Raw genomic sequence first — 24,716 nt, 5'->3', positions numbered from 1 at the left:
CAAAAATTTTTAACTTTGTCAACTACTAGCCGTAGTGGCAGCCCGCACGGTATCGCTTATTCTTAACGAATTTTCTTTATACGCGACCAAAGGAAGCACTGTAAAGTGTGCGGTTGATTACTTATTATACAAAAAACTAATAATTTATCTTACAATTAAAACATATTCTAACAATATTAGATTATATTTTATATTATAAAAAATATAATTTTATTTTCAGTGATATATACAATCATTCTGTATAATTAGCAGTTAGTTATAATAAAAACAGCTTTTGACAAAAGTCATATTTTTACTTATAATAAATCAAAAAAAGTGGTTTCTATTATGCAAGAATTAATTTTATTTCCAAACTATAAAGCAAGAAATAATTATCTAAAAGACAAATTCAAAGTATATACTTTAGATATAACAGACTATCAAATACTGCATAGATATTATAAAAGCAGCAGAGAAAGATTTTTTGAAAATTATAAAATAGAAAATCAAAAAGAATATGTAGATGAATCAATAGCGATAATTAATATTCACAATGTTTTGAATACTTATAAATTAGAAAATAAAGATTCTTTAATAGCAAAGCATAATATTACTTATGAATTAGCATATAATTTGTATAAACTTATAGAAGAAACCACATTAGCAAAATTTTATGATTTTAAATTTGATTATTATGATAATTTAAAAGAGATTAATGATATTATAAAAAAATATAAGGAATATAACAGAGAAAATAATTTCCTTGATGAATTCGATATATTTGAGCTTTTTATAGATGCAATAAAAAATAGAGAATTAGAGTATCTAAGCAAATACGATAAAATAACAATTTACGGATTTGAAAAAATTCCTCCGCTTCATTTAATATTTTTGGAGAGCTTAAAGAAATATTATACAATAGATGTTAAAGTTGTAATGCCTTATGATATGAAAAAATATTTTCCTAATTATAAATCATTTTATCAGGGCATTGATAATTTTGAAATGAATTATAATTCTGATTTTTCTCAGTATTTATTAGACAAAGATAATTTATTTACTTACAGTGATGATTCTATATATAAGGATAATATAAAGTTTATAGCAGGATTTGGAGCTAAACAGGAAGTAGATACCGTTGTAGATGAGGTAATAAAACTAATTAATAACGGTGTCGCTTTATATGATATAGGTATAATATTTTCAGACATTCAAAAATACAGCGATATAGTTTCAAATAGATTAAATGAATGCAATATTAAATTTAATGAAAGAAGAGCTAACTTTATTTGGAGAATACCAATAATTCCAATATTGACTTCTATATTTTTGATACTTGATAAATATAATGGAGAATTAGATGTTGATGCTTTAATAAAGGTTATATCTTCTCCATATATTAAAAATCTTAAAGGCATTAATCCTTATAATATAAGAGATTTGATTTATGCTTATGATAAATACGATGAGTTTAATAATGTAGAAATATATTCAAAAATGTCTTTAAGCGATTTTAAATATAAGATTGCAAAGAAGTTTAATAATAATGAGGCTTCCAATAGCATAATAGAATTTTTGGATTTGCTTAATATTTTAGTTTCTAAAAAAAGTTATAAAGAGATAGGGCTTGCTTATATAAATATTTTGAAATTCTTAGATATAGGTAATATATCAGATTTATATGAAGATGAAAAATATCATCATAGGGACAATGAAGCATTAGCATTATTTATTAACCTTATACTTCAAATATCAAATACGGAAGAAATAGAAGCTATAAAAGAAGAGGAGATAACACATTTTGATTTCCATACAGCTTTGAATGTACTTTTAAGAGATAAGTCGCTTATGGACGAAGTAGATAATGGAGTATTTATCACAGTTAGTAATTTATACGATGCTAGAGGATTGAGATTTAAATATTTATTTATGTTGGGTATGAATAATGATTTTATTAATAGAAGACCTAACGGATTTTTTATAAGCAATAAATTAAGAGAGAATATAAATAAAGATGTAAAAAAAATTGCCTTTAATACTCAGCATTATTTATCAGATATTTCTTATGCATTATTTTTGAATATTTTATCATACTGTTATGAAGATAGTAAGGTTTATTTCTCATTTAGGCTTAAAGATGAGAGAGGCAATTTAGAACTTCCATTTTATTATTTAGAAGATTTATACAATAAACTTTACAGCGATGATTTTAAATTTGAAAGTTTAAAAGAAAACGGACTTATATACAGAAAAGAATATATACAAAATGCGGATAATATTCATACAAAAAAAGAAAATATGATGAGCTTATTTTTGTATAATGATGTTGGAGCAGAAGTTGATGATTTGGAAGGCATAATAGAAAAAGTTTATCATAAAAGAAATAAAGTAGGGTATTCTGATTTTGTAGAAGATAGCGAAGAAATAAAATCATTTTTCATTAATAAGTTTAAAGAAGCTATTTCTGTTACAGATTTGCAGAGGGTGATGGAATGTCCTGCTAAATATTTTTATTCTAATTTATACAGTAAAAATTCTGTAGAGGCAAGAATACAGGGAATAAGCTATATGGATAAGGGGACTACTTATCATAGTTTTTTACAGAATTTTTATAATAAAGTAAAGAAAACTTCAAAGACTAATGATTGTTCTCTTAAAGAAAGTGAATTTAATACTTACTGCAATATAGCAAATGAGGTTATAGAAGAACATGTTAATAGATTAGTAACTTTATATTCTAAAAAAGATTTGGAAGATAAATATTTCTTGGAGTATAAATTGGATCAGAATATTATCAAAGAAGAAGCAATGAATGCAATGTATTATTTTATACAAAAAGAGATTATCTTAAATAAAGAGAATGATGAAAAAGGTTACCATTATATACCAGCTTCATTTGAGGAACCTATTGGTATATATAAAAATAATCAAAATAATAAAAACGATTCAATAGTTTATAAAAATGGAGATATATGTATAAAAATAAAAGGTAAAATAGATAGAATAGATTTTAGTTATTCTGATAGTGAGTATAAAAATATTAACGGGGTTAGAATAGTAGATTATAAAGCGAATTATATAGATGAACCTAAACAATATGATATAAAAGAAATTATAACAACATATTTACAGCCTATACTTTATTTGAAATTAATTTTAGATAAATATATTAAAAATGATATAGCAGATAAAATAAAACATTGCGAGGTTGTATTTACAGCTTATAATGAAAAGACACTTATAAACAGTATAAAAGCTGATATTAAAAAGAGCAGCAAAAAAGATAATAAGAAATATGGAAGTGATAGAGATTTTCTTTTATCTGTATGCGGTTATATAGACAGTGAATATAATTTATATAATTATTTTGATGAAGTTTTCACAAAAATTTTAGACGGTGAACTTTTACGCATACCTAGTGAAACAGCTTGTGCTGATTGTTATGATGCAAAATATTGTCCTAAAGTGTATAAAAAAGATGAATAGTATTAAAAAAGCCTATGCACTTTTTATAAAGTACATAGGCACCAAAAAGAGGAAACATGAAATTTATTCTTCTGCTATATTATTAAGGATATAGTTATATTCATCTATTAATAAATTGTATTCTTTTTCGTCTAAGAAAAGATGGTTTATAGTGTTGATTAATTTTGTCATTTATACCTCCGTTTCTGTTAAAACTTAAATATTGTTATTTTATATTCATATATTGTGTTTGTTTTTCACATTTCTTATATTAAAAATATAATAATTTTTACAGAAAATGCAAATATTTTAAAAAAATTTACAATTATTTTTTAATTGACTATGTATTATTTGAATCTCATATATATATTTATTATAAATAAAAATTTTTAATATATACTGAAAATTTTTAACTTTGTCAACTGATGCACTTTATATAGAATTATCTACTTTTTGCCGCACACGCTCTGCGGACTTTGTCAAAGTAGCTATATCCTCGACAAGCTCGGATACGCTTCGCGAAAACGCAATTGCTAGAACTTTATATTAAAAACATTCCTATTAAATATAGGGTATAACCTATAAAAATGCAGTTCTTTTGGTTCTTTTATACCAATACTTACAGTACTTCCTCCGGTCGTAAAAGAACTGGGGTATTGCGTAAGCACGCAGAGCGGTGGGCAAAGCCCCATATATAAAAACAAAAATATAATTTTATTTTTGACAAAATATAGTTGTTTAGGTATATACTAAAAATTTTTAAGTTTGTCAATTTTTTGTTGTTCTATTTATTATCAATAAAAATTGCTACGCTGAAAATATATTTATACTAAAGTATAAATATGCTCCGCAATTTTTATAAAGTTATTGAATATTAATTTTGTAATAAAAAATATATTAATTAACTATAGCTTCTTTAAATCTTAAATCTATTTATCATAAATAAAAATTGCTGCGCTGAAAATATATTTATACTAAAGTATAAATATGCTCCGCAATTTTTATGAAGTATATTGAAATTAAATAGATAGAGAAAAAGTTTAATTAACTATAGCTTCTTTAAATCTTAAATCTATTCTGTGGGTTTTATTATCTTGATACTGCACAGTTTTTAATATAGCAGCCAAGTCTACGAATTTATCTATTTTGACATATTTTTCTAATATAACTTGTACTTGATAGCCTCTAGGGTAGAGAATCAAATCATTACCATAAGCATTGATTTCTGATATTAAATTATATATTTCATTATGCTCTTTTTTTAATTCATAAATAACAGATGATAAATATTTAGCATATTCATTTTCTATTTTTTCATTTGGGTTGGCATCTATAGTAAGACCTGTTATATAAGGAACATCATAATTATAAATAGCTTCGTTTCTTATTACATAACCGTCATCAGTTATTTGATATATTCCTCTGTTTGATTCTAATAAAAATAAAGTTTCTCTTTCTTTAACATTTACTATAAGCAAATCAGGGAATGAAGCTTTTATATTTTCTACTTTTATTCTGATATTTTGTTCTATATCTGATTGTATATCTTTCTTTGGTATATTAAAGAGGCTTATATTATTGTATTTTGATAAATTAGCTTCTTCCATTATATCAATGGCATTTAATCTTTCTAAGCCTCTTATTTCTACCCTTAAAATTCTAGCCTTATTAACTATAAGAGCTGAAACTAATATTATAACGATTAAAATTGCAATTAGAACTATTCTTTTTATAAAACTTTTTTGCTTATCGGTAAGCTTATTTTTTTTTAGTTTTCTTCTTAATTTATTCTCTTGAAATTTTTTCATTATAATATTAGTTTTTTATAAACAGTTTAATTAACGCTGCATCCAGCATCAAAACCTTTTTCTGTAGTCATAAGAGAAAGAGTTTTTCCATTATCAGCTAGTAGAAGCATACCATGGGAAGTAACGCCTCTAAACTTTTTAGGTTTTAAATTAGCTAAATAAAGAACAGTTTTTCCAACCATTTCTTCAGGTTTATAATATTCAGCTATAGAAGATACAACCACTCTTTGTTCGCCTTCACCTATATCAAGTACAAATTTAAGAAGTTTATCAGCATTTTCTACTTTTTCAGCAACTAATATTTTAGCTGTTAATAATTCTAATTTGTCAAAATCTTCTTTTTCTATATTAGGCTTATGTTTATCTTCTTTAGGAGGATTAACTTGTTTTTTATTTTCTTTAGTGCTTGCACCTATTTCTTTTTCTATATCGTATCTATTAAACAAAGGATCTCCTTTTTCAATTTTTATTCCGGCTTTTAAAGAACCCCATTGTTTTGCAGTATCTAAAGGAACACTGTCGCCAAGTCCTAATCTATTGAATACTTTTTTAGGAGTTTCAATAAAGAATATTTGTAAGTATGCAGTTACTATATAGTATACTTGGAAAGAAATATACATTACATTAGCAAGATGTTCTTTTTTGCTTTCATCTTTAGCCAAATTCCAAGGGGCACTTTCTTCAACATATTTATTAGTAGTTCTGATTACTTCCCAAATATGTGCTAATGCTTCATGGAATTTGAAACTATCCAAAGCAGATTCAACATTAGCATCAAGAGTAAGAACCATTTTCTTTAATTCTTTTTCTCTGTCGCCGTAAACACTTTCTGATTCATTAGGAAGAACACCGTCAAAATATTTTCCAAGCATAGTAGTGATTCTATGCCATAAATTACCATAATCATTAGCTAAATCGCTGTTAATTCTTTTTAAGAAAGCCTCTTGAGAATAATAACCGTCAGAACCAAAATTAATTTCTCTCATTAAGAAATATCTTAAAGCATCAACACCGTATTTATCAATTAACTTATTAGGATCAACAACATTTCCTCTGCTTTTACTCATTTTTTTACCGTCATCAAAAAGAACCCAGCCATGACCGAATACTTTTTTAGGCAAAGGTATATCAAGCATTTTAAGCATTATAGGCCATATAATAGCATGAAAACGTACTATTTCTTTACCTACAAAATGAACATTTGCAGGCCAGTATTTTTTATATAAATCATCTTGTCCTTCTTCAGGATATCCTAAAGCAGTAATATAATTTGATAAAGCATCAACCCAAACATATATACTATGTTCGCTGTCTACAGGACAAGGTATTCCCCATTGTAAACCTTTTCTAGTAACTGCCAAATCTTCAAGACCTGGTAAAAGGAAGTTTTTAAGCATTTCATTTTGTCTTTCTTTAGGCTCTAAAAACTCTGGGTGTTCTTTATAATAATCTATTAACCATTGGCCATATTCTGAAAGTTTAAGATAATAACATTCTTCTTCTTTATATTCTAATTCTTTTTCACAGTCCGGACAATAGAATTTTCCGTCATCTTTTTTTACTACTTGGCTTTCTGTGAAAAATGCTTCATCGCTTACACAATATAAGCCTTTATAAGAACCTTTATAAATATATCCTTTATCATAAAGGATTTTAAATATCTTTTGTACTCTTCTTTCATGATAATCATCAGTAGTTCTTATATAATGACTGTAATCGATATGAAGTCTTTTCCATAACTCTTTAGTGGCATTAACAATATTATCAACATAAGCTTTTGGAGTAGTACCTGCTGCTTCTGCTTTTCTTGCTATTTTTTCACCATGCTCATCTGTACCAGTTAGGAAATAAACATCATATCCCATTATCTTTTTGTATCTTGCCATAGTGTCTGTAGCTATAGTACAGTAGCAATGACCAATATGTAAATAATCTGAAGGATAATATATTGGAGTGGTAATATAAAACTTTTTATCTGTCATTTGTATGCCTCCATTATTAAGTTATGAATAAAAAATTATTTTGCTCGATTTTAAAAGCAAAACCATTATACTAAAATTAATAGTTTTTGTAAAGTTAAAAAATTTCTGATTATTACTTATAATAAGTTATTTGTTTTTTATATTTATTTACAATTCTTAAAACAATATCAATTTAATATTTACAATTATCTATATATATATGGTTTATGTAAACTAATGATGATATTTTATTACATATATAAAAAATTATATAATAATTATTTTTGAATAATATCACCAAATATAATTTAAAACGGTTTTTAGTTAAAAGGAGTATATTCTATTTTAAATAGAGTACAAAAAGTTACGGAGCGATTATTTTTATGAAAAAGCGACATTCTATAAGATTTAAAATGCCTCTTACTATAAGTATAATAACAACAATAATTTTGATTATTACTATAGTATCACTTTCATATAGGTCATATAGAGGTGTAAGCAAGACAACATTTTCAGGTTTTAACAGCACTATAGAAGGTTATAAATCTATGCTTGATTCTTGGCTTGCTGATAATAAAACTCTTATAAAGACTTATGCTATAACACCTGCTATTATTAATTATTTACTTAATATTTCAAACACAAATGCCAATCTACAACTAAGAAATACATTAGAAAAATTTGAATCTATTAATAGATTTTCTCTAAACATAGGGGTAACAGATACTAACGGAATTATACTTGATAATGGTAAAAATGTTTCTATAGGTGAAAATATTCAAAATACAAGACCCGGACTTTTAACTAATATAAAAAATAATAATAATGATGTTGCTTTCGACAGTAAAATAGTAAAATCAACTGCTGATAATAAATGGTCATTAGGTATAATTGCTGGAGTTAGAGATTATAATAACAATTTAATAGGCTATATTTATATGACTTTAAATTGGGAAGAACTTATATTAAAATTAAAAGAATTGAAATTAGATGAAACAGGAAGATTATTTGCTTTAGATAGTGAAGGTTCTATAGTTATAGATACTTTTGATTATATAAATGAAAATGGCGGCGGATATTATCAGTTAATAAAGAAGAATAATAAACCGCAAGGTGTTATTAATTATAAATCTAAAACAGCATCAAGAACAGCAGTTTATACCACCATGAATGAAATGCCTTGGACATTAACAATGGCTATGGATAATAGAGTTATATATAGAGAAAATATAAGAATGATAAGGATAGCTGCTATTATATGTATAATATCAATACTATTTATTAACTCATTTACAGTGGCTTATATAAAGAAAACTATGTCGCCTTTAGATAGCTTAATGAAACAGGCACAAAGAATATCAGAAGGAAATATAGAAGTTAAAGAGATTAAGAAAGAAAGAAAAGATGAATTCGGAAGATTAGAAAATGCCTTCTTTGTAATGAGTCAGAAATTGGCTGATGTTATTAATGAAGTAAATGAATCAGCTAAAGATATAGTTATTTCTTCACAAAGTATGATGGAAAGCAGTACGGAATTATCAAGCAGAACTGAATCTCAGGCATCAAGTTTAGAGGAAACAGCAGCAAGTGTAGAGGAAATAGTATCTACTATACAGGCTTCAACAGAAAATGCTATTACTGGTAAAGATATGATGAATGAATCTATAAATTATATTGGAGATGCGGCAGATATAATTTCTCAAACTTCTTCAGATATAGAAAAGGTTTATGCATCAAGTGAAAAGATTAAAGACATAACAAAGATAATAGAAGATATAGCATTTCAAACTAATATACTTGCATTAAATGCTTCAGTAGAGGCAGCACGTGCTGGAGATCAGGGTAAAGGATTTGCAGTTGTTGCTTCAGAGGTTAGGAATTTGGCACAAACTACTCAGGCTTCAGTTAAAGATATTACTAATTTAGTGGATAATACATCAGAGCAAATACATAATGCTACACAAACAGCAAGGAAATCTCAGGAATTATTTGAAATACTTCAAAGTAAGGTTAGAGATACTTCTCAATTAATGGAAAATATTTCTAGTACAGCTTTAGAACAGCAGTCTGGAGTAAATCAAATAAGTGTTGCCATTACAAGTATGGAAGGTGTAACTACACAAAATGCTTCTTTGGCAGTTAAATCTAGTGATTTGTCAAAAAACCTATTAGATAGGGCTAAAAAATTGGAGGAAAGTATTTCATTCTTCAAATTATCTGTTTAGTTATTAAAATATATACACACAAAAAAGGCAATGGACATTTATTTTTGTTCATTGCCTCTTTTTATAATTATAAACTTTTTACAAATTAAAAACTCATTATTTCCTGCCAATAATTATCAAAATATCTATGCATACCAAAACCAGGTGAATAATAACTGTATATTTTATGAAAATCTTCAAATGCTTTTTTGAATGAACTATTATTTATATATCCTTTTCTTGCCATATATAATAATGCTATAGAAGGAGATCTTGACATTCCAAAATTGCAATGCACTAATACGTCCATATCTTTTATATGTTCATCTATAAATTCCATAGATCTCTTTATCATAGGAAAGCCGTATTCAAATGAAAGGCTTGATATATCTAATAGGTTTAAATAAAGATCATTATTGCTTTCAAATACTTTTTTATCTCCTATATTGCCATGAACTCCTCTTGCAAAACAGCTTTGACAGGCATGTACTATTGCACCCTGAAATTCCATACAATCTCTATCATTTCCTACATAAAGATTTTCATATACTTTCTGCATTTTTATAAACTCCATTAAATAGTATGAATTTATATAAACCATTATTATATTTTTTGGTAAATTTCCCATTCAATTAAATTTGAATAATGTGAAACAATTATTATATTTATAATAAGAGAGATAAATTGATTTAAGTACAGGAGGATTATTATGAAACCCAATTTAATATTAATGAGTCATGGTAATTTAGCATCTGCACTTATAGAAGCTACAAAGATGGTTCTTGGTGATTTATCTAATTATGATGCTATTGATATGAAAACAGAGGATACTTTTGTAGAAGTAGAAGAAAAATTAAAAAATCTTTTGGAACAATATAAAGATAAATATGTTATAATAATGACAGATATATATGGCGGCAGACCTTTTAATATAGCAAGTAAATTCTATAGAAAGAGTGATAATATTTGTTTGATTAGCGGTATGAATTTGGATATGGTTGTAGAATATTTTTCTTCTGATTCAGATGACAACAAACTTATTGATGAACTTATAAGTGTTTCTAAGGATTCTATAACATTATATAAAAAGAATGATAATGATGTATACCAAGATATAGACTTATAATTTTATAATCATTATTTCGATAATATTCTTAAATGATATTATTGTAGGATATTTATTTAATGTTTATAGATTATCTTAAATATGTACTAGCTGATTACAGTATAGTAGATATTGTAATGAGAATATTAGTAGCATATATTATGGGGATATTTATAGGCTGGGAGAGAGCTCAGCATGGTAAGCCTATAGGAAGCAGAACTACAAGTATAGTTTGTATGTGTGCTGCTATTTTATCATGTTATGAAGATGTATTTGCCCGTGCTATAATGCTTCAGAATCAAGAGCTTATAAAAATGGGAAGCGAATTATTATACACTACACCAGATTATAACAGAATATCTGCTCAAATTGTTTCTGGTATAGGTTTTCTTGGTGCAGGTATGATTATACAAAACAGAGGAAAACTTCATGGTATAACAACTGCTGCTATAGTATGGGTTACTGCATGTCTTGGTATAGTTATTGGTTCTGGACAATGGGTTATATCTACTATAGGCTGTATTTGTATATTTTTAAGTACTTCTATTTATAGATTCTTTATACCTTATTTTATAGCTAATAGAGAAAAGTCTATAGTTTATGTTGTTGAATATTCTTCAAAGGTTGATATTGAAACTGAAATTGAAAAATTTGGTATAAGACTTTTAAAAATGCAGATATTAGGCTGGAAAAATACTTCTGATATTAATGAGATTAAAAAAGATAATATAGTATCTCCTAATATAATAAGTAAAATTAATATATTTGTTCCTAGTCTTGACTTTCATAATATAGAAATTATATTGAAAAGTTTAAATATAAAACCTATAAAAATGCTAAAACATATGAGAGATAAAGTTGATTTGAACTCTATAAAATAATATTTTTTAATAATAACAATGGCAAAAATATATATAAAAAATTTAGAAATAGATAATAAATGTTTTGAAGAAAAAGAAATAACTATTTATCCATTAAATATTATTTCTAGCGAATACAATTATATATATGATATTGTTTGGTATATAACAGATTTTCATTTTTTTAATTTTTACAGAATAAATGATTATGAAATTCTATTAATAAGTAAAATTATAAGCGGTATAATAGAGCATTATCAATATAATGCATGTATAGATAATGAGATGTTAATAGAATGTGTTGATTTTGTTAATGAGATTTTGGACAGTAATAAAAATAATATTTTAAAAACCTTATTCGCTGAGCATAGTCATTTAAATATAGAAAAGTTAAATATTAAATATGATTCTATTAATAGTATAAATATTAATTCTTCTTTTAATGATGAAAGCAGTATTATAGAAATTATTTTCATATATAATGGAAAAGGCTTTTCAAGCAAGGTATTTTTCAGCAGGAAGATAGATGTTTTTATTTCAGTACTTCAAAATATTATAAAAATTCTTCTTACTAATAATTTATACAGTAATGTGTATATATCTGATTATGATTTTTATAATGTAGATTTAGAAAATGCTAATAGTAAAAATTTATATACTAAGGATTTTATTTTTAAACTTAATGAGTTGAATATAAAAGAAAATTTTAATAATATAAAAAATAGAAATGATTTGATAGAAATATTTTTTAAATATTATAATTCTAATATGTTTATAGAAAACTTTTCTTTAGAAGAGAGTAGTAAATATTTAATTGATATATTTAAAAACAGAATAAAATCAGGCAGAAATATCTATATTACAACTGATAATAATATAAAAAGTTTTGAAGATATAGCAAATATTTTATAATTATATATTGATGTAAGAACCTTCTTTAGCGAAAGCCAATTGTAAATCAATTTCTTCTTTTTTAAGGAAAGCCATCAATTTATTATGTATAAGGTCTATTTGAGCATCAGTTCTTTCTTGATTATGATGGTGAAGTATAACATAAGGAACATCAGCATCTAAACCAACCTGTATAGCATCATTTAAAGTAGAATGTCCCCAGCCTACATGTCCGTTATAATATTCGCTTTTAGTGTATTCCCCTTCTATAATAAGAACATTAGCACCTCTTACAAAATCTATAAGTCTAGCATGCAGCAAGTCAGCATTATGATTATAATGAGAAAGTGAAGGGTGCTGAGCATGAAGACGTTTTTTATAAGGCTCATGATCTGTAAGATATACAACTGTTTTATTTCCAGAAGTTATTTTATATGAAAGGGTATGACAAGGGTGATTAACCCACATACCTTCTATAGTCATATTTCCGAAAGTTATTTTCTTGCCCTCGTAAAATGCTTCAAATTTTAAGTTGGCAGCAAATTGTTCAAGATTAATAGGAAAGTAATCTTTGGCAAGTATATTGTTTATAGTATCATACATTTCTGTAGAAGAATCTTTAGGCCCATAAATAGTAAAACTATATTTATTTGAAAAGAATGGGGCAAAGAAAGGTATGCCTATAATATGATCCCAATGGAAATGAGTTAAAAGTATTATACTTTCTGTTTTATCAGATTTTAAAGCATAATAGCTGGCATTTTTAAGTCCGCTTCCAGCATCTAATATTATATAGTTGCCTTCATCGTCTATTACTTGAATACAAGATGTATTACCGCCGTATTCACTAAAACTATTACCAGGAGTTGGTATAGAGCCTCTGCTTCCAAGAAATCGTACTTTCAAAATTTTGCCTTAAAATTGTTTTTATAATTATATTATAATACATATAATAATACAATAATAAAAAAAAATCAATCTTGTTATCACTATTTTATTTTTTTAATTTTAAATGATTTTTATATAGTTGTATTATTATTGCATAAAGTTTATAATATATAAATCTATATAATCATTCATTAAAAATAAAGGTTTTGTCAATGAGTCTTTTAAAAATTATATCTTGGAATGTAAATGGAATAAGAGCGGCACATAAAAAAGGATTGGTTGATTTTATAAAGAAAGAAAATCCTGATATAATATGTTTGCAGGAAACTAAGGCTTTTGAAGAACAGCTTCCTGAAGATTTGAGAAATATAGAAGGCTATGAGCTTTTTATTAATCCTGCTGACCCTGAAATAAAAAAGGGATACAGCGGTGTTGCTATATACACAAAATTAAAACCTAATAAAGAAATTAAAAATAAATTAGGAAGTAAATTCACAGACAGAGAAGGAAGAATATTATCATTAGAATTTGATGATTTTACTATATTTAATGTATATTTCCCAAACGGCGGAAAGTCAGAAGAACATTTCCAATATAAGCTCTCTTTCTATGATGAGATAACAAAACATTTAAGTAAATTAAAATCAAAAACTAATGTTATATTATGCGGTGATATGAATATTGCCCATGAAGCTATAGATTTGGCAAGACCTAAAGAGAATGAAAAGAGTATAGGTTTCCTACCAGAGGAGAGAGAAAAAATAACTGAATTCTTGAATAAAGGTTTTACTGATACTTTCAGAATGTTTGTTAAAGAAGGCGGACATTATAGTTGGTGGGATATGAAAACAAGATCACGTGAAAAGAATGTAGGTTGGAGAATCGATTATTTCTTTGTTAATAATGAAATGGTGCCTGATATAAAAAGAGCGGATATTTTAACAGATGTAATGGGCAGCGATCATTGTCCTATACTGATAGAATGGGATAAAAAGTAATAAATAAAAAATTACTTGATTTTTTGAAGTTTTATAATAATATTAAAAGCTATAATTATAGTTCTATTTTTTTCATCTTTGTTTATGTAAAGGAGTTTACATGGTTCGCACAATCATTGAAGATAAAACAGCCATTATAAATGTAGAAAAAAATATCATATCTGAAAATGTTGATATATTAGAAGAAAAATTAAATAGTGTGAAAGATGCAGGCGTTTTAAACTTTATATTCGATTTTCATAATATTGAATATATGTGTTCATCTGCTTTAGGATTAATAGCATCTACTTTAAGAGTATCCGGAGAAAATGGCGGAGTTGTTTATTTTTGTTCTTTAAGCAAACAGTTAAGAGCATTATTTGAAGCTACTAAATTTTTAACTATAGTAAGCACAGCAGATAATGCCAATGAGGCTCTCAGTAAGATAAGTAAATAAAAAATAGATAAAAAAATAAATAATAAATAGGGATTATATGCTGGCAGAAATTATAGTTTTTATATATAAAGTATTAATGCAGGCCTTGAGGCTTTATTCATTTATATGGTTTATTTGGATTATTATAAGTTGGCTAACAGCTTTTGGAGCTATTCATTTAGATTATTATAATCCAATAGTAAATTTCTTTTATAAAATAACTGATGGAGTAATAGATAAAGTTTTCGGTAATTTTAGAGACAAACTTATAATAGGAGTTATAGATATATCGCCTTTGATATTTCTTTTGCTTCTTCAAATGGTTGCTCCTTTAGTACTTAAAATGGTATTTACATTTTTATTAAGGATTGTTGCATAGAGAAATTATTATGAGTTCTTTAGATGAAATAAACAAATATATCGATGATGGTGATTATAAAAGAGCTATAGAGGAGCTAGACCTTATTATATCTAAAGAACCGGATAATGCCAGAGCATTTTATATGCGAGGTAAATCCGCATTTATAGGTCTTCAGCATGAGGAATTCGACAATACTAAATATGATGCCAGAAGGGCTTTAATATATTCCACAATAGAATATGATCTTAGCAAATCCATAGACATAGACCCTGATATAATAGATGCCTATAGAGGATTAATGTATCTCAATAGGGAATTAAAAAATATCAATAAAGAAAGAGAATATGCTCAAATACTTTTTGAAAAAGATTCTTCTGCTTATGATGCATTACTAATACTAGCAAGCAGTTATTTGAATAATGGTGAGAATGAGGCAGATTTCCATCAAGCTATAGGGTATTATGATGATTTTATCAGCAATGTTGAAGATAACAGAATAGCAAGATTTGAAAGAGGTCTTTGTTATTATAATCTTAATATACTTCCTAAGGCGGATATAGAAGCCAATTCACTTATATATGATTATCCTTTTTATGATGATGCTTATTTCCTTAAAGGCATTATACTTGCAAAAAGAGGTTCAAATTCAGAATTTTATGATGATGCAATATTCTTCTTTGATAGGGCAGTTGAGATTAACAATAAAAATTATAATTCAATTTATGAAAGGGCTGAATGGTATTTTAATAAGGGTAATTATAGAAAGGCTATAGAGAATTATAATGAACTTTTAAAAACTAATAATAAATACAGATTAAATGCATTGCTTGGAAAGATTCAGGCTTTACATGATTTAATTATAGAAAATGAAGATAAATATTATCCGGACAGTCAGGAAGAAGGTAAGGATTTAAAAGAAGTTTTTTATTTGCTTGATAAAGTAATAGATGTGCTTGGTATTAATAGTTTGCAGTATAGATATTACAGAGCAAATTTATATTCTTATCAAGGAGAAATAAGAAAAGCTATATCCGAGTTTAAAAAGATACTCAATGAAAATCAGGAATCTTGGATATATGAAAAAATAGCAGAACTTTATCATAATTATGCACAAAGCGATGATGATTATAGAGAGGCTTTAAAATATTTATCTCATATTGATAAAAGCGAATATAAACATTCTACATTTTATATATTAATATTCTCTAATTATGAATTAAAAAATTATGAAACAACAGCAGAACTTTGTAAAGAGTTTTTTGAATATACTCATGAAGATGATGAGGAAATATATTATATAAAATTCATATATGCAGATTCATTGCAGATGATAGGTTCTAAGGATTATGAACTTATATTACAGAATCTTAAAAGCTGTTTGAACAGTCAATTAGATAAAGCAACAATATACCGTTCTATAGCTGAGATACTTCTTTATAATATGCCAAGTCAATATAATGATGAAGGCATTTATATGTTAAAAAAGGCAATAGGCTTGAATGATGCTTTATCATATTTCATATATGCAAAAGAATTATTTTACGGAGATATTATAGACCCTTATCCTGAGTTAGCTATTGGAATTGCCAATATGGCTTTTGATATAGATAATACTTTGGAATGTGCACTTACAGTTATGGGAAAAGGTCATGAACTTGGACGCGGTATAGAAAGAGATGATAAAAAGGCATTTGAAATATATTGCAAGGCAAAAGAAATTGCTGATAAAAATAATTCAAAATGTTCATGTGCAAGCGGACTTGTGGCACATTGCTATTATAATGGAATAGGTGTTGATAAAGATGAGAATAAAGCTTTTGAAATCGTGAAGGATATTGCTAACAAGAAAGGTAAAGATTCACATGATCATATAGCATTGTTATATTCATATTTTGCTCTTAAAAATATAGAAGGTTTTGATTTGAAAGAGGCATTAATTTTATTTGAGAATGCAGATTATAATAATTTATATATAGTAATGACTTTAAAAAGAATATATAAAAGATTAGGTTTCCATTATGATATAAAAAGAATGTCAAAAATGGAGAATAAGGCAATGGAATTGGCTGGAGAATTGAATATGTCTTATTTAAGAAAATACATAAGAAAGTTCAATGACTTCTATCCTATTTTGAATATTATACTTTGACAAAAAAATTAATTATATATATTATATATACATATAATTAAAAAATATAAAAAATCAAAAGAAGGAAATAATTATGATAAACAAAACTATGAGTATAGGTGAAATTATACAAATCTTTCCAGATTCAGTAGAAATAATGATGAGTCATGGTCTTCATTGTGTAGGCTGTCATGTTGCTAGTTGGGAAAGCTTAGAAGAAGGCTGCCGCGGTCATGGTATGAATGATGAGCTTATTGAAAATTTAGTTAAAGAAATAAATGAAAAATATGAAGCTAGTAAATAATTTGCTTTATTAATTTTTATTAGTATTCAATTAAAAAGATAGTATCATTAATATTTTTTGATACTATCTTTATTATTGCTATACTCGTCTCCGCCTATAATCAGCAAATAAATAAATTTATTTGCTGGCTTCGACTCGCTTATTATTTTTTATTATTGCTATACTCGTCTCCGCCTATAATTAGCAAATAAATAAATTTATTTGCTGGCTTCGACTCGCTTATTATTTTTTATTATTGCTATACTCGTCTCCGCCTATAATCAGCAAATAAATAAATTTATTTGCTGGCTCCGACTCGCTTATTATTTTTTATTATTGCTATACTCGTCTCCGCCTATAATTAGCAAATAAATAAATTTATTTGCCGGCTCCGACTCGCATTATTATTTTCCGTCTTTATATTGCCTGATTATTCCTCTTACCCTTATAGTAAGACCATAAACTTTTTGTTCTGCTATGATTACATCTAAAGGTACTTGATTATATTTATCTTTTGCTATTAGGGCATCTGTTCCGTATTTATCTTTTTCATATACTCTTACTGTAGATAATTTTTGTTTTTCTAATTTTGTTTTTAAATCTTCTCCGTTTTCTATTGTGAATCTTATATCCTTTTTAACATTTTTTCCTTCGAGCCAATTAATTTTGAATGTACCAATATTTTTATCAACAAAACGCATGAAAAATACTAAAGATAAAGCATCAAAAGCCATTCCTTTAAACTCTATTTTTTCATCAACAGTTCTTTTATCATTGAATATATAATAGTCTTTATGGAAAACCAAACTTTCTTTATTAGTCCAGTCGCCTTCATGAGTATCTTTTGTTAAAACTAAAGGAGTAAAGTCATTTGTGGAAACCCAAGCCTCAAATTTATCACTTACCTTATAAAGAAAATTTGCAGCACCTGTTGTGTATACATGGGCATATAAATGATATGCAGGTACTCCATTTACATTGCTTATGGCAAGTACTTCAGCTTCAAGCATTCCAACCTTTCCGCTTATATTAAATTCAGGTACTTGAGCTAAAACATCATATTTTATATATTCTCCAACTTTAAATGTTTGATTGTATCCGAATACAATATTTGAAATTAATATTATTGATATAAAAATATATTTTTTCATAAAATACAATCTCCTTTCAAAAATAAAATATCTTATAGTTATTATATACTGAAAATTTGATATTTTGTCAAAGATAAATTTAAATTTATTTTACAATTATGTAAAAAAATGATGTTAAATTATTTTTTGTATAAAATGGTTTGTAATATTGCAATAGTATTTTTTTTAATATATTATTGTTTTCATTATTTTAGGTTTTTGAGTTATGGGAATATTTTTACTTATTGGAGTTATGGCATTATCCGCATCAGCAATATTTGTTAAACTTGCCAATGCTCCTTCATCTATAATGGCATTTTACAGAATATTTTTCTCTTTCTGTGTTATATTTATATTTACAATATCTAAAAAAGATACTAGAAAAGAATTACTGTCTTTAAGTAAAAAAGAAATTATACTTGGAATAATATCAGGCATATCATTAGCACTTCATTATTTTTTATGGTTCCAGTCTTTAAATCTTACATCGGTAGCAAGCTCAACAGTTATTGTAACATTACAGCCTTTATTTGCATTTGTGGCAGGATATTTATTTTTTAAAGAACGTTATACAAAATTGGCTGTATTAGGTTTTATTATAGCGGTTATAGGTTCTGTAATAATAGGGTGGGGTGATTTTCAATTAAGCAGCAGGGCATTGATTGGGGATTTGCTCGCCTTTATATCGGCTGGATTTATAAGCACTTATTTTATAATAGGGCAGTATACTAGGGCTAGATTATCCACTTTCAGCTGGATAACATTGACTTACTTTTTTGCATTTATATTTTTAGGAATTTTATCATTAATAATGAAAATACCTTTTACAGGATATTCTTTAAATACTTGGCTTAATATATTTGGAATAACTTTGATATCAACATTGCTTGGACAGGTGATATTTACTTGGCTTTTGAAATATTTTCCGGCTACTGTTATATCAATGACTATATTAGGCGAGGCGGTAGGAACTTGTATATTAGGTTATTTTATTTTGCATGAAACTGTAAGTTTAAAGCAGTTTATAGGTATAGTGGTTATACTATTTGGTATAGGTTTATTTTTGTGGGAAAAGAGAAAAACTATTACACAATAATTTTGTATAGGGTGTAAATATATAATAATACTTGGAGTTTTTTATGGCAGTAAAGAAAGATAATAACACAGAAGAACAAATACATCAAAAGCCTTTAATGGAGGAACTTTATAAAGATGAACTTGAAGCCTTGAAGAAAGAGGATAAAAGCAGCAAGCCTAAAAACTGGCAATTATCACCTCAGGCTATAAGGGATTTTATATTAGGTAAGAAATTAAAAAGCGGTGTAGAGATAAAGAGAAAATTTTACGGAGATGACGCTCTAGTTGAAAGGGCTATTATAACATTGGCAGGAAATAGAGGATTAATGCTTGTCGGAGAGCCTGGAACTGCTAAAACAATGTTAAGTGAATTACTTTCTGCAGCTATAAGCGGAAACAGTACTATAACAATACAAGGTACAGCAGGAACTAATGAAGATAATATAAAATACTCTTGGAACTATGCTATGCTTTTTGCCAAAGGCCCAGTAGAAGAAGCGTTAATTCCTTCCCCAGTTTACAGCGGTATGAGTCAGGGAGTAATAACAAGATTTGAGGAGATAACAAGATGTCCTCTTGAAATACAAGACTCATTAATAAGTATATTAAGCGATAAAATAATGAATATACCGGAACAAAACAGAGTACTGTTTGCAAATGCAGGTTTTAATATAATAGCTACTGCCAATACTAGGGATAAGGGTATTAATGAAATGAGCAGTGCCTTGAAAAGAAGATTTAATTTTGAAACGGTAGAACCTATAAAGAATCCAAAATTAGAAGGCGAGATAATAACAAGCCAATGCCAAACATTATTAGAGTTGTCTGATATTGATGTTGATATAGAGTATGATGTTGTAGATGTACTTGCCACTACATTTAATGAGCTAAGAAGCGGAAAGAGTTTTGAAAATGCTAAGATACAGGAATTAAATTCTGTAATGAGTACGGCTGAGGCAGTTTCAGTGTATTATCAGTCAGCATTGCATTCATATTATTATGGTGATAAGAAAATAAAAATGTCTACACTTGTAGAAAATTTAATAGGAAGTGTGGCAAAAGAAAATAAAGATGATTTGCCTAAATTGAAGAACTATTTTAATAACTCTGTAAAAATGAAAGCTGAAAAACTCGGCAAGCGTTGGAAGGAGTATTATGAAAGCAGGGATTTAATTAAATAATAAGTGATTAAATATATAAGGATAATTTAAAGGCTTAGGGTTATTCCCTTAGTCTTTTTTATTGCATAAATGATCTTAGAATATATAAAAATATTATTTATATGATTAATAAGTTATACAAGTTTATAATTTTTAATGTGATTTTATTGTTATTGTATTTTTTATATATTGTGTGTGTTTGTTGTAATTATGATTTTAATATGTAATTTTAAAATATATTTTAGGTGTAAAAAAATACTTTTATATAGTAATATAAATATTTTTAAGCCTAATAATCTCGAAAAAAAAGCATAAAAATGAATATGTAATTATCTTTAATATTCAAAAGTTTATGAAGTTATGAAATCTATTTATGTAATTATGTTATAAAAAGATTATTTTTTATATAATTATTATTAGAAATGTTGACTTTTTATAAAGTTTTCTATACAATAATAAGCAGAGGATCTTTATGGTGTCTATTGAGTCTTTAAGCAATCTCTCAATAGGCACTCGTAAAAGACTATAAAAAAATTAGGAGAAACAAAATGAAAAAAGTTTTATTGACAGCTATGGCTCTATTAACCGTAGCAAGTGCATCAGTATTCGGTATGTACGGTAATGGTGATTCTTGGATCGACTTCTTAGTACATGGCAATCAGTTAAGAGCTAGAATGGACCAATTAGGATTCACTCTTGGTAATGGTACTATTAAGGGTACATTTGGTTTCAGATCACAAACTTCTACTGCCATTATAGGTAGAATACTTGAAGCTACTACAGGAAATTCTGTTTCTGATTACAACTATACAACTTTAGATGCTACAATATCTGCTGGTATAGGTTACACTTCTGATATGTTTGGTATTGGTGTTGGTTATAACTATACTTGGGTAGGTAAAGATTTAGGAATACACACTCCTGTATTAACAATCAATGCTTTGAATGACAATTTAAGAATAGCAGTACCTATACAAATAGCTGTATCAGATAATATAGGTAATGTATATGATCAAGTAAATAATAGAACTGATAGAACAGATTATATGGGTATAAGCACAGATATACAATTAAGATACTATACTGGTATAGATGTTTTCAATGCTATAAGATTCTATGTTAACTATGGTCAAGCTGGATATAAAGCAAATAATAAAGAATATTTTGCTTCATCTTTAGGCTTACAATTAAGATTATACTTCTTAAACACTACAGTTGGAAATGTTAACATCAATCCATATTTAAAATTACAGTATAAAACAGCTTTAGAAGGAAATAGTTGGGGTGTTACATCTTCTTCTTACTATAATACAGCAATAGCTAGTGCTCATGAAAAAGGTACTAAAGTTGGTGATTATAATGCTTATCAATTTACAATTGAACCAGTATTAGGTATAGGTGCTAATAGTGATATAGTAAGCTTATGGGTTGAACCTTCTATAGGTTATACAGTATCAGGCGGCGGAATGAAAGATGCTGGACTAACTCATAAATTAGCTTGGGGAGCTTATACAGAATTATACATAACTCCTGTTAAAGACTTAGAATGGTACTTCGAAATGAACATTAATAATACTGACTTAGATAGTATAAATGGTCATAATGGTGAAACTACTCCAGTATACTTTGAAACTTCTACTGGTATCACTTGGTATTTACCTTCATTCGGTGCTGCTGAATAATAAATAATTAAGTTTAGAAATTAATGGGCCCAAACTGAAAAGTTTGAGCCCTTTTTATTTTGTGTTTTACGATATTTAATTATCGTGTTTATATGTATATTAGTATTGTTTGTTATAAATCAATTATTATTAATTAATAAATCCTCATAAAAGCAGATAAATTAGTTTTGAAACAAGTTTAATATTATATAGTTTTTTGTGGTATGATTTCATATTGCTGATAGTTTGATATGAGATTTGATTGTTTAATTAAAAAATATTTTGACTTGCATATATGTAATTTTAATGTCATATTTACATATATATGAAGGAAAAAATATATAATTACATAGTTGAAAAAATGGCAAAAATTATAATATTTATTTTACATGTGATAGAAATTGCTGTTTTTATTGGTTATTACTCTCCTTATTAAATAAAATTCTCAAAAAATTACATAAGCAGTGTTGACTTTTTTATGTAAATTCATTAGAATAAAGTTATAGGTAAAACAAACTATGATAGACATTTAAAAAAGATTGCTTATAATGTTTATCAGTTTTGCCCAAACGCGGAACAATAAAGATCCTCTAAATCCTTATTATTCCCAACAATATACATATTGCAAAATTAATGGTTTCCTAATGCCCTCTTAATTTTGCCGAGAATAAAGATCCTCTAAATCTTATTATTCTCACTAATTTTTTATAGTCTTGTTAGAATTATGCTTAAAGGTTCTAACATCTCGGAAACAACAAAGATCCTCTAATTTTTGTTGTTTCCTAAAATATTTTTGAAGTTAACTGCCCGACGGCATTAACTATATAAAAAAATTTTAGGAGAAAAAACAATGAAAAAAGTTTTATTAACAGCTATGGCTTTAATAACTATAGCTAGTGCTTCAGCATTCGGTATGTACGGTAATGCAGATTCTTGGATTGACTTCTTAGTACATGGCAATCAATTAAGAGCTAGAATGGATCAATTAGGATTCACTCTTGGTAACGGTACTATTAAAGGTACTTTCGGTTTCCAAGGTAATACAGGCGGAGCTATTCTTGATGCTTATACTGGTAACAAAGATAAAAATGATGATTGGTCTAAATTAGAGCCAACTATTTCTATGGGTATTGGTTATACTTCTCCAGCATTCGGTATAGGTCTTGGTTATAATTACACTATGAAAAACGCTGATGGTTCTGGTATACATACTCCAGTATTAACAATCAATGCTTTAAATGATAATTTAAGAATAGCTATACCTTTCCAAATAGCTTATATGACTAAAGAACAACAAGATGCAACTAGATATAATACATTATTTAATGGTATTAAAGATTATATGGGTATAAGAACTGATGTACAATTAAGATATTATACTGGTATAGATGCTTTCAATGCTATAAGATTCTACTTCAAATACGGTCAATCTGGATTTACTTCAGCTGGTGCTGATGCTACTAAATATGCTGCTTCTTCTTTAGGTTTAGAATTAAGATTATATTTCTTAAACACTACTATTGGAAATGTTAATGTTAATCCATACTTAAAATTAGTATATCAAACATCTATAAAAGGTTCTTCTTATGATGTAGGTTCTTATTATAATAATACATCTTCTCTTTATAATACTACATATGATGTTGCTCCTTATTCAGCTGATTCTACTGAAGATGTAGGTGCTTATAAATTTACTATAGCTCCAGTATTAGGATTAGGTGCTAATACTGATATAGTAAGTGTATGGTTTGAACCATCTGTAGGTTATACTGTTTCAGGTGCTAAAGACGCTAATTTAAGACATCAACTTGCTTGGGGTGCTTATGCTGAATTATACTTAACTCCTGTTAAAGACTTAGAATGGTATTTCGAAGCTGATGTAGGTAACTATGGAATTAATGATGGTACGGATCCTATTGGTTATACAGATAATGGAGTTAAATTCGCTACTTCTACTGGTATAACTTGGTATTTACCTTCTTTAGGTGCTGCTGAATAATTAGTTAGATTTTAAGTAATAAGAGTATATATAACTAAACAGAGGGAGGCTCGAAAGGGTCTCCCTTTTTCATTGCATAGTTTATTTTCCGTCTTCAGCGTTATAAATTTTTTATAGTTTATATCGCACGCAGAACAGGCTATAAAAATAAATGGCGTTAAAATTTTAAATATATCAATAAATAAAATTCCGTCCATCGTGCGTTGTGTAGGTTACAAATTTAAAAAAAACTTGGGTGGGTGTGCTTTTTCTTTTTGGGCAATAGGGAAATTATGGTTATAATGTCAGAACAGAGTAACAAAGGAAAAAGGGCGGGGCTATGAATAAAATTCAAAAGTTTATA

The 24,716-nt window shown here is 27.0% G+C and carries 19 protein-coding genes; 14 read left to right on the top strand and 5 right to left on the bottom strand.

Annotation, left to right across the window (positions count from 1 at the left end; translation table 11 throughout):
• Window positions 1-327: 327 nt before the first annotated feature.
• On the top strand, window positions 328-3,465 hold the full coding sequence (locus R4K56_RS10905; RefSeq protein ID WP_335772565.1) for a PD-(D/E)XK nuclease family protein: 3,138 nt from the start codon (window positions 328-330) through the stop codon (window positions 3,463-3,465).
• Window positions 3,466-4,484: 1,019 nt separating this feature from the next.
• On the opposite strand, the gene R4K56_RS10900 is transcribed toward R4K56_RS10905, so the two are convergent.
• Together R4K56_RS10900 and metG are read right to left on the bottom strand one after the other, a co-directional pair.
• Entirely contained in the window at window positions 4,485-5,252 is a 768-nt protein-coding gene (locus R4K56_RS10900; protein WP_335758799.1) for a cell division protein FtsQ/DivIB, read from the bottom strand.
• 26 nt (window positions 5,253-5,278) lie between these two features.
• Window positions 5,279-7,234 carry a methionine--tRNA ligase gene (gene metG / locus R4K56_RS10895; RefSeq protein WP_335772566.1) on the bottom strand — a complete coding sequence of 652 codons (1,956 nt, stop codon included), beginning with the start codon at window positions 7,232-7,234 and terminating at the stop codon, window positions 5,279-5,281.
• 362 nt (window positions 7,235-7,596) lie between these two features.
• Between metG and R4K56_RS10890 the strand changes: the two genes are divergently transcribed.
• A complete protein-coding gene (locus tag R4K56_RS10890) occupies window positions 7,597-9,438 on the top strand; it encodes a methyl-accepting chemotaxis protein (protein ID WP_335772567.1) in 1,842 nt (613 codons plus the stop codon).
• Between the two features lie 85 nt (window positions 9,439-9,523).
• Here R4K56_RS10890 and R4K56_RS10885 read toward each other — a convergent pair whose 3' ends face one another.
• Entirely contained in the window at window positions 9,524-9,976 is a 453-nt protein-coding gene (locus R4K56_RS10885; RefSeq protein ID WP_297300499.1) for a protein-tyrosine phosphatase family protein, read from the bottom strand.
• Between the two features lie 150 nt (window positions 9,977-10,126).
• Here R4K56_RS10885 and R4K56_RS10880 point away from each other — a divergent pair, with 150 nt between their 5' ends.
• Genes R4K56_RS10880 through R4K56_RS10870 form a run of 3 tightly spaced genes read left to right on the top strand, consistent with a single transcriptional unit; the run spans window position 10,127 to window position 12,294 of the window.
• Entirely contained in the window at window positions 10,127-10,543 is a 417-nt protein-coding gene (locus tag R4K56_RS10880) for a PTS sugar transporter subunit IIA (protein ID WP_335758223.1), read from the top strand.
• 59 nt (window positions 10,544-10,602) lie between these two features.
• Window positions 10,603-11,403: an MgtC/SapB family protein gene (locus R4K56_RS10875; protein WP_335760710.1), complete on the top strand. Its 801-nt coding sequence runs from the start codon at window positions 10,603-10,605 to the stop codon at window positions 11,401-11,403.
• An 18-nt stretch (window positions 11,404-11,421) separates the two neighbouring features.
• Window positions 11,422-12,294, top strand: coding sequence for a hypothetical protein (locus R4K56_RS10870; RefSeq protein ID WP_335772568.1), 873 nt, complete (start codon window positions 11,422-11,424; stop codon window positions 12,292-12,294).
• Here R4K56_RS10870 and R4K56_RS10865 read toward each other — a convergent pair whose 3' ends face one another.
• Window positions 12,295-13,179 carry an MBL fold metallo-hydrolase gene (locus tag R4K56_RS10865; protein WP_335758226.1) on the bottom strand — a complete coding sequence of 295 codons (885 nt, stop codon included), beginning with the start codon at window positions 13,177-13,179 and terminating at the stop codon, window positions 12,295-12,297.
• 194 nt (window positions 13,180-13,373) lie between these two features.
• On the opposite strand from R4K56_RS10865, the gene xth reads away from it, so the two are divergent.
• From xth to R4K56_RS10840, 5 genes are all read left to right on the top strand, one after another.
• Window positions 13,374-14,159, top strand: coding sequence for an exodeoxyribonuclease III (xth, locus tag R4K56_RS10860; protein ID WP_335758227.1), 786 nt, complete (start codon window positions 13,374-13,376; stop codon window positions 14,157-14,159).
• A 100-nt stretch (window positions 14,160-14,259) separates the two neighbouring features.
• Entirely contained in the window at window positions 14,260-14,595 is a 336-nt protein-coding gene (locus R4K56_RS10855) for an STAS domain-containing protein (protein WP_335758228.1), read from the top strand.
• Window positions 14,596-14,632: 37 nt separating this feature from the next.
• Window positions 14,633-14,953 carry a YggT family protein gene (locus tag R4K56_RS10850; protein ID WP_335758229.1) on the top strand — a complete coding sequence of 107 codons (321 nt, stop codon included), beginning with the start codon at window positions 14,633-14,635 and terminating at the stop codon, window positions 14,951-14,953.
• A gap of 10 nt (window positions 14,954-14,963) precedes the next feature.
• Window positions 14,964-17,084 (top strand): tetratricopeptide repeat protein, encoded by a 2,121-nt coding sequence (locus R4K56_RS10845; protein ID WP_335772569.1) that lies wholly within the window; start codon window positions 14,964-14,966, stop codon window positions 17,082-17,084.
• A gap of 73 nt (window positions 17,085-17,157) precedes the next feature.
• The gene (locus tag R4K56_RS10840; RefSeq protein WP_335772570.1) at window positions 17,158-17,367 is read left to right on the top strand and encodes a DUF1858 domain-containing protein; all 210 of its coding nucleotides are present in this window, start codon (window positions 17,158-17,160) and stop codon (window positions 17,365-17,367) included.
• Window positions 17,368-17,750: 383 nt separating this feature from the next.
• Here R4K56_RS10840 and R4K56_RS10835 read toward each other — a convergent pair whose 3' ends face one another.
• Entirely contained in the window at window positions 17,751-18,497 is a 747-nt protein-coding gene (locus R4K56_RS10835) for a DUF3108 domain-containing protein (RefSeq protein WP_335770131.1), read from the bottom strand.
• A 205-nt stretch (window positions 18,498-18,702) separates the two neighbouring features.
• Here R4K56_RS10835 and R4K56_RS10830 point away from each other — a divergent pair, with 205 nt between their 5' ends.
• The 4 genes from R4K56_RS10830 (at window position 18,703) to R4K56_RS10815 (ending at window position 24,373) form a co-directional block, all read left to right on the top strand.
• Complete coding sequence (locus tag R4K56_RS10830; protein WP_335772571.1) at window positions 18,703-19,572, top strand: DMT family transporter; 870 nt, start codon at window positions 18,703-18,705, stop codon at window positions 19,570-19,572.
• A 43-nt stretch (window positions 19,573-19,615) separates the two neighbouring features.
• Window positions 19,616-20,734, top strand: a complete 1,119-nt coding sequence (locus tag R4K56_RS10825; protein ID WP_297300083.1) for an ATP-binding protein — start codon at window positions 19,616-19,618, stop codon at window positions 20,732-20,734.
• Between the two features lie 527 nt (window positions 20,735-21,261).
• Window positions 21,262-22,395: a cell surface protein gene (locus R4K56_RS10820; protein WP_335772572.1), complete on the top strand. Its 1,134-nt coding sequence runs from the start codon at window positions 21,262-21,264 to the stop codon at window positions 22,393-22,395.
• Between the two features lie 829 nt (window positions 22,396-23,224).
• Window positions 23,225-24,373 carry a cell surface protein gene (locus R4K56_RS10815; protein WP_335772573.1) on the top strand — a complete coding sequence of 383 codons (1,149 nt, stop codon included), beginning with the start codon at window positions 23,225-23,227 and terminating at the stop codon, window positions 24,371-24,373.
• The last annotated feature ends 343 nt before the right edge of the window (window positions 24,374-24,716 follow it).

The organism is Brachyspira pulli (genome assembly GCF_036997785.1).
In the GTDB taxonomy this organism is placed as follows: domain Bacteria; phylum Spirochaetota; class Brachyspiria; order Brachyspirales; family Brachyspiraceae; genus Brachyspira; species Brachyspira pulli.
The sequence above is the reverse complement of the archived record's forward strand: the minus strand, read 5'-3'. Positions and strand labels throughout refer to the sequence as shown.

Bases quoted from the DNA above. Each gene is read 5' to 3' on its own strand.
- R4K56_RS10905 (WP_335772565.1), top strand. From the start codon at position 328: ATGCAAGAATTAATTTTATTTCCAAACTATAAAGCAAGAAATAATTAT.
- R4K56_RS10900 (WP_335758799.1), bottom strand. From the start codon at position 5,252: ATGAAAAAATTTCAAGAGAATAAATTAAGAAGAAAACTAAAAAAAAAT.
- metG (WP_335772566.1), bottom strand. From the start codon at position 7,234: ATGACAGATAAAAAGTTTTATATTACCACTCCAATATATTATCCTTCA.
- R4K56_RS10890 (WP_335772567.1), top strand. From the start codon at position 7,597: ATGAAAAAGCGACATTCTATAAGATTTAAAATGCCTCTTACTATAAGT.
- R4K56_RS10885 (WP_297300499.1), bottom strand. From the start codon at position 9,976: ATGCAGAAAGTATATGAAAATCTTTATGTAGGAAATGATAGAGATTGT.
- R4K56_RS10880 (WP_335758223.1), top strand. From the start codon at position 10,127: ATGAAACCCAATTTAATATTAATGAGTCATGGTAATTTAGCATCTGCA.
- R4K56_RS10875 (WP_335760710.1), top strand. From the start codon at position 10,603: ATGTTTATAGATTATCTTAAATATGTACTAGCTGATTACAGTATAGTA.
- R4K56_RS10870 (WP_335772568.1), top strand. From the start codon at position 11,422: ATGGCAAAAATATATATAAAAAATTTAGAAATAGATAATAAATGTTTT.
- xth (WP_335758227.1), top strand. From the start codon at position 13,374: ATGAGTCTTTTAAAAATTATATCTTGGAATGTAAATGGAATAAGAGCG.
- R4K56_RS10855 (WP_335758228.1), top strand. From the start codon at position 14,260: ATGGTTCGCACAATCATTGAAGATAAAACAGCCATTATAAATGTAGAA.
- R4K56_RS10850 (WP_335758229.1), top strand. From the start codon at position 14,633: ATGCTGGCAGAAATTATAGTTTTTATATATAAAGTATTAATGCAGGCC.
- R4K56_RS10845 (WP_335772569.1), top strand. From the start codon at position 14,964: ATGAGTTCTTTAGATGAAATAAACAAATATATCGATGATGGTGATTAT.
- R4K56_RS10840 (WP_335772570.1), top strand. From the start codon at position 17,158: ATGATAAACAAAACTATGAGTATAGGTGAAATTATACAAATCTTTCCA.
- R4K56_RS10835 (WP_335770131.1), bottom strand. From the start codon at position 18,497: ATGAAAAAATATATTTTTATATCAATAATATTAATTTCAAATATTGTA.
- R4K56_RS10830 (WP_335772571.1), top strand. From the start codon at position 18,703: ATGGGAATATTTTTACTTATTGGAGTTATGGCATTATCCGCATCAGCA.
- R4K56_RS10825 (WP_297300083.1), top strand. From the start codon at position 19,616: ATGGCAGTAAAGAAAGATAATAACACAGAAGAACAAATACATCAAAAG.
- R4K56_RS10820 (WP_335772572.1), top strand. From the start codon at position 21,262: ATGAAAAAAGTTTTATTGACAGCTATGGCTCTATTAACCGTAGCAAGT.
- R4K56_RS10815 (WP_335772573.1), top strand. From the start codon at position 23,225: ATGAAAAAAGTTTTATTAACAGCTATGGCTTTAATAACTATAGCTAGT.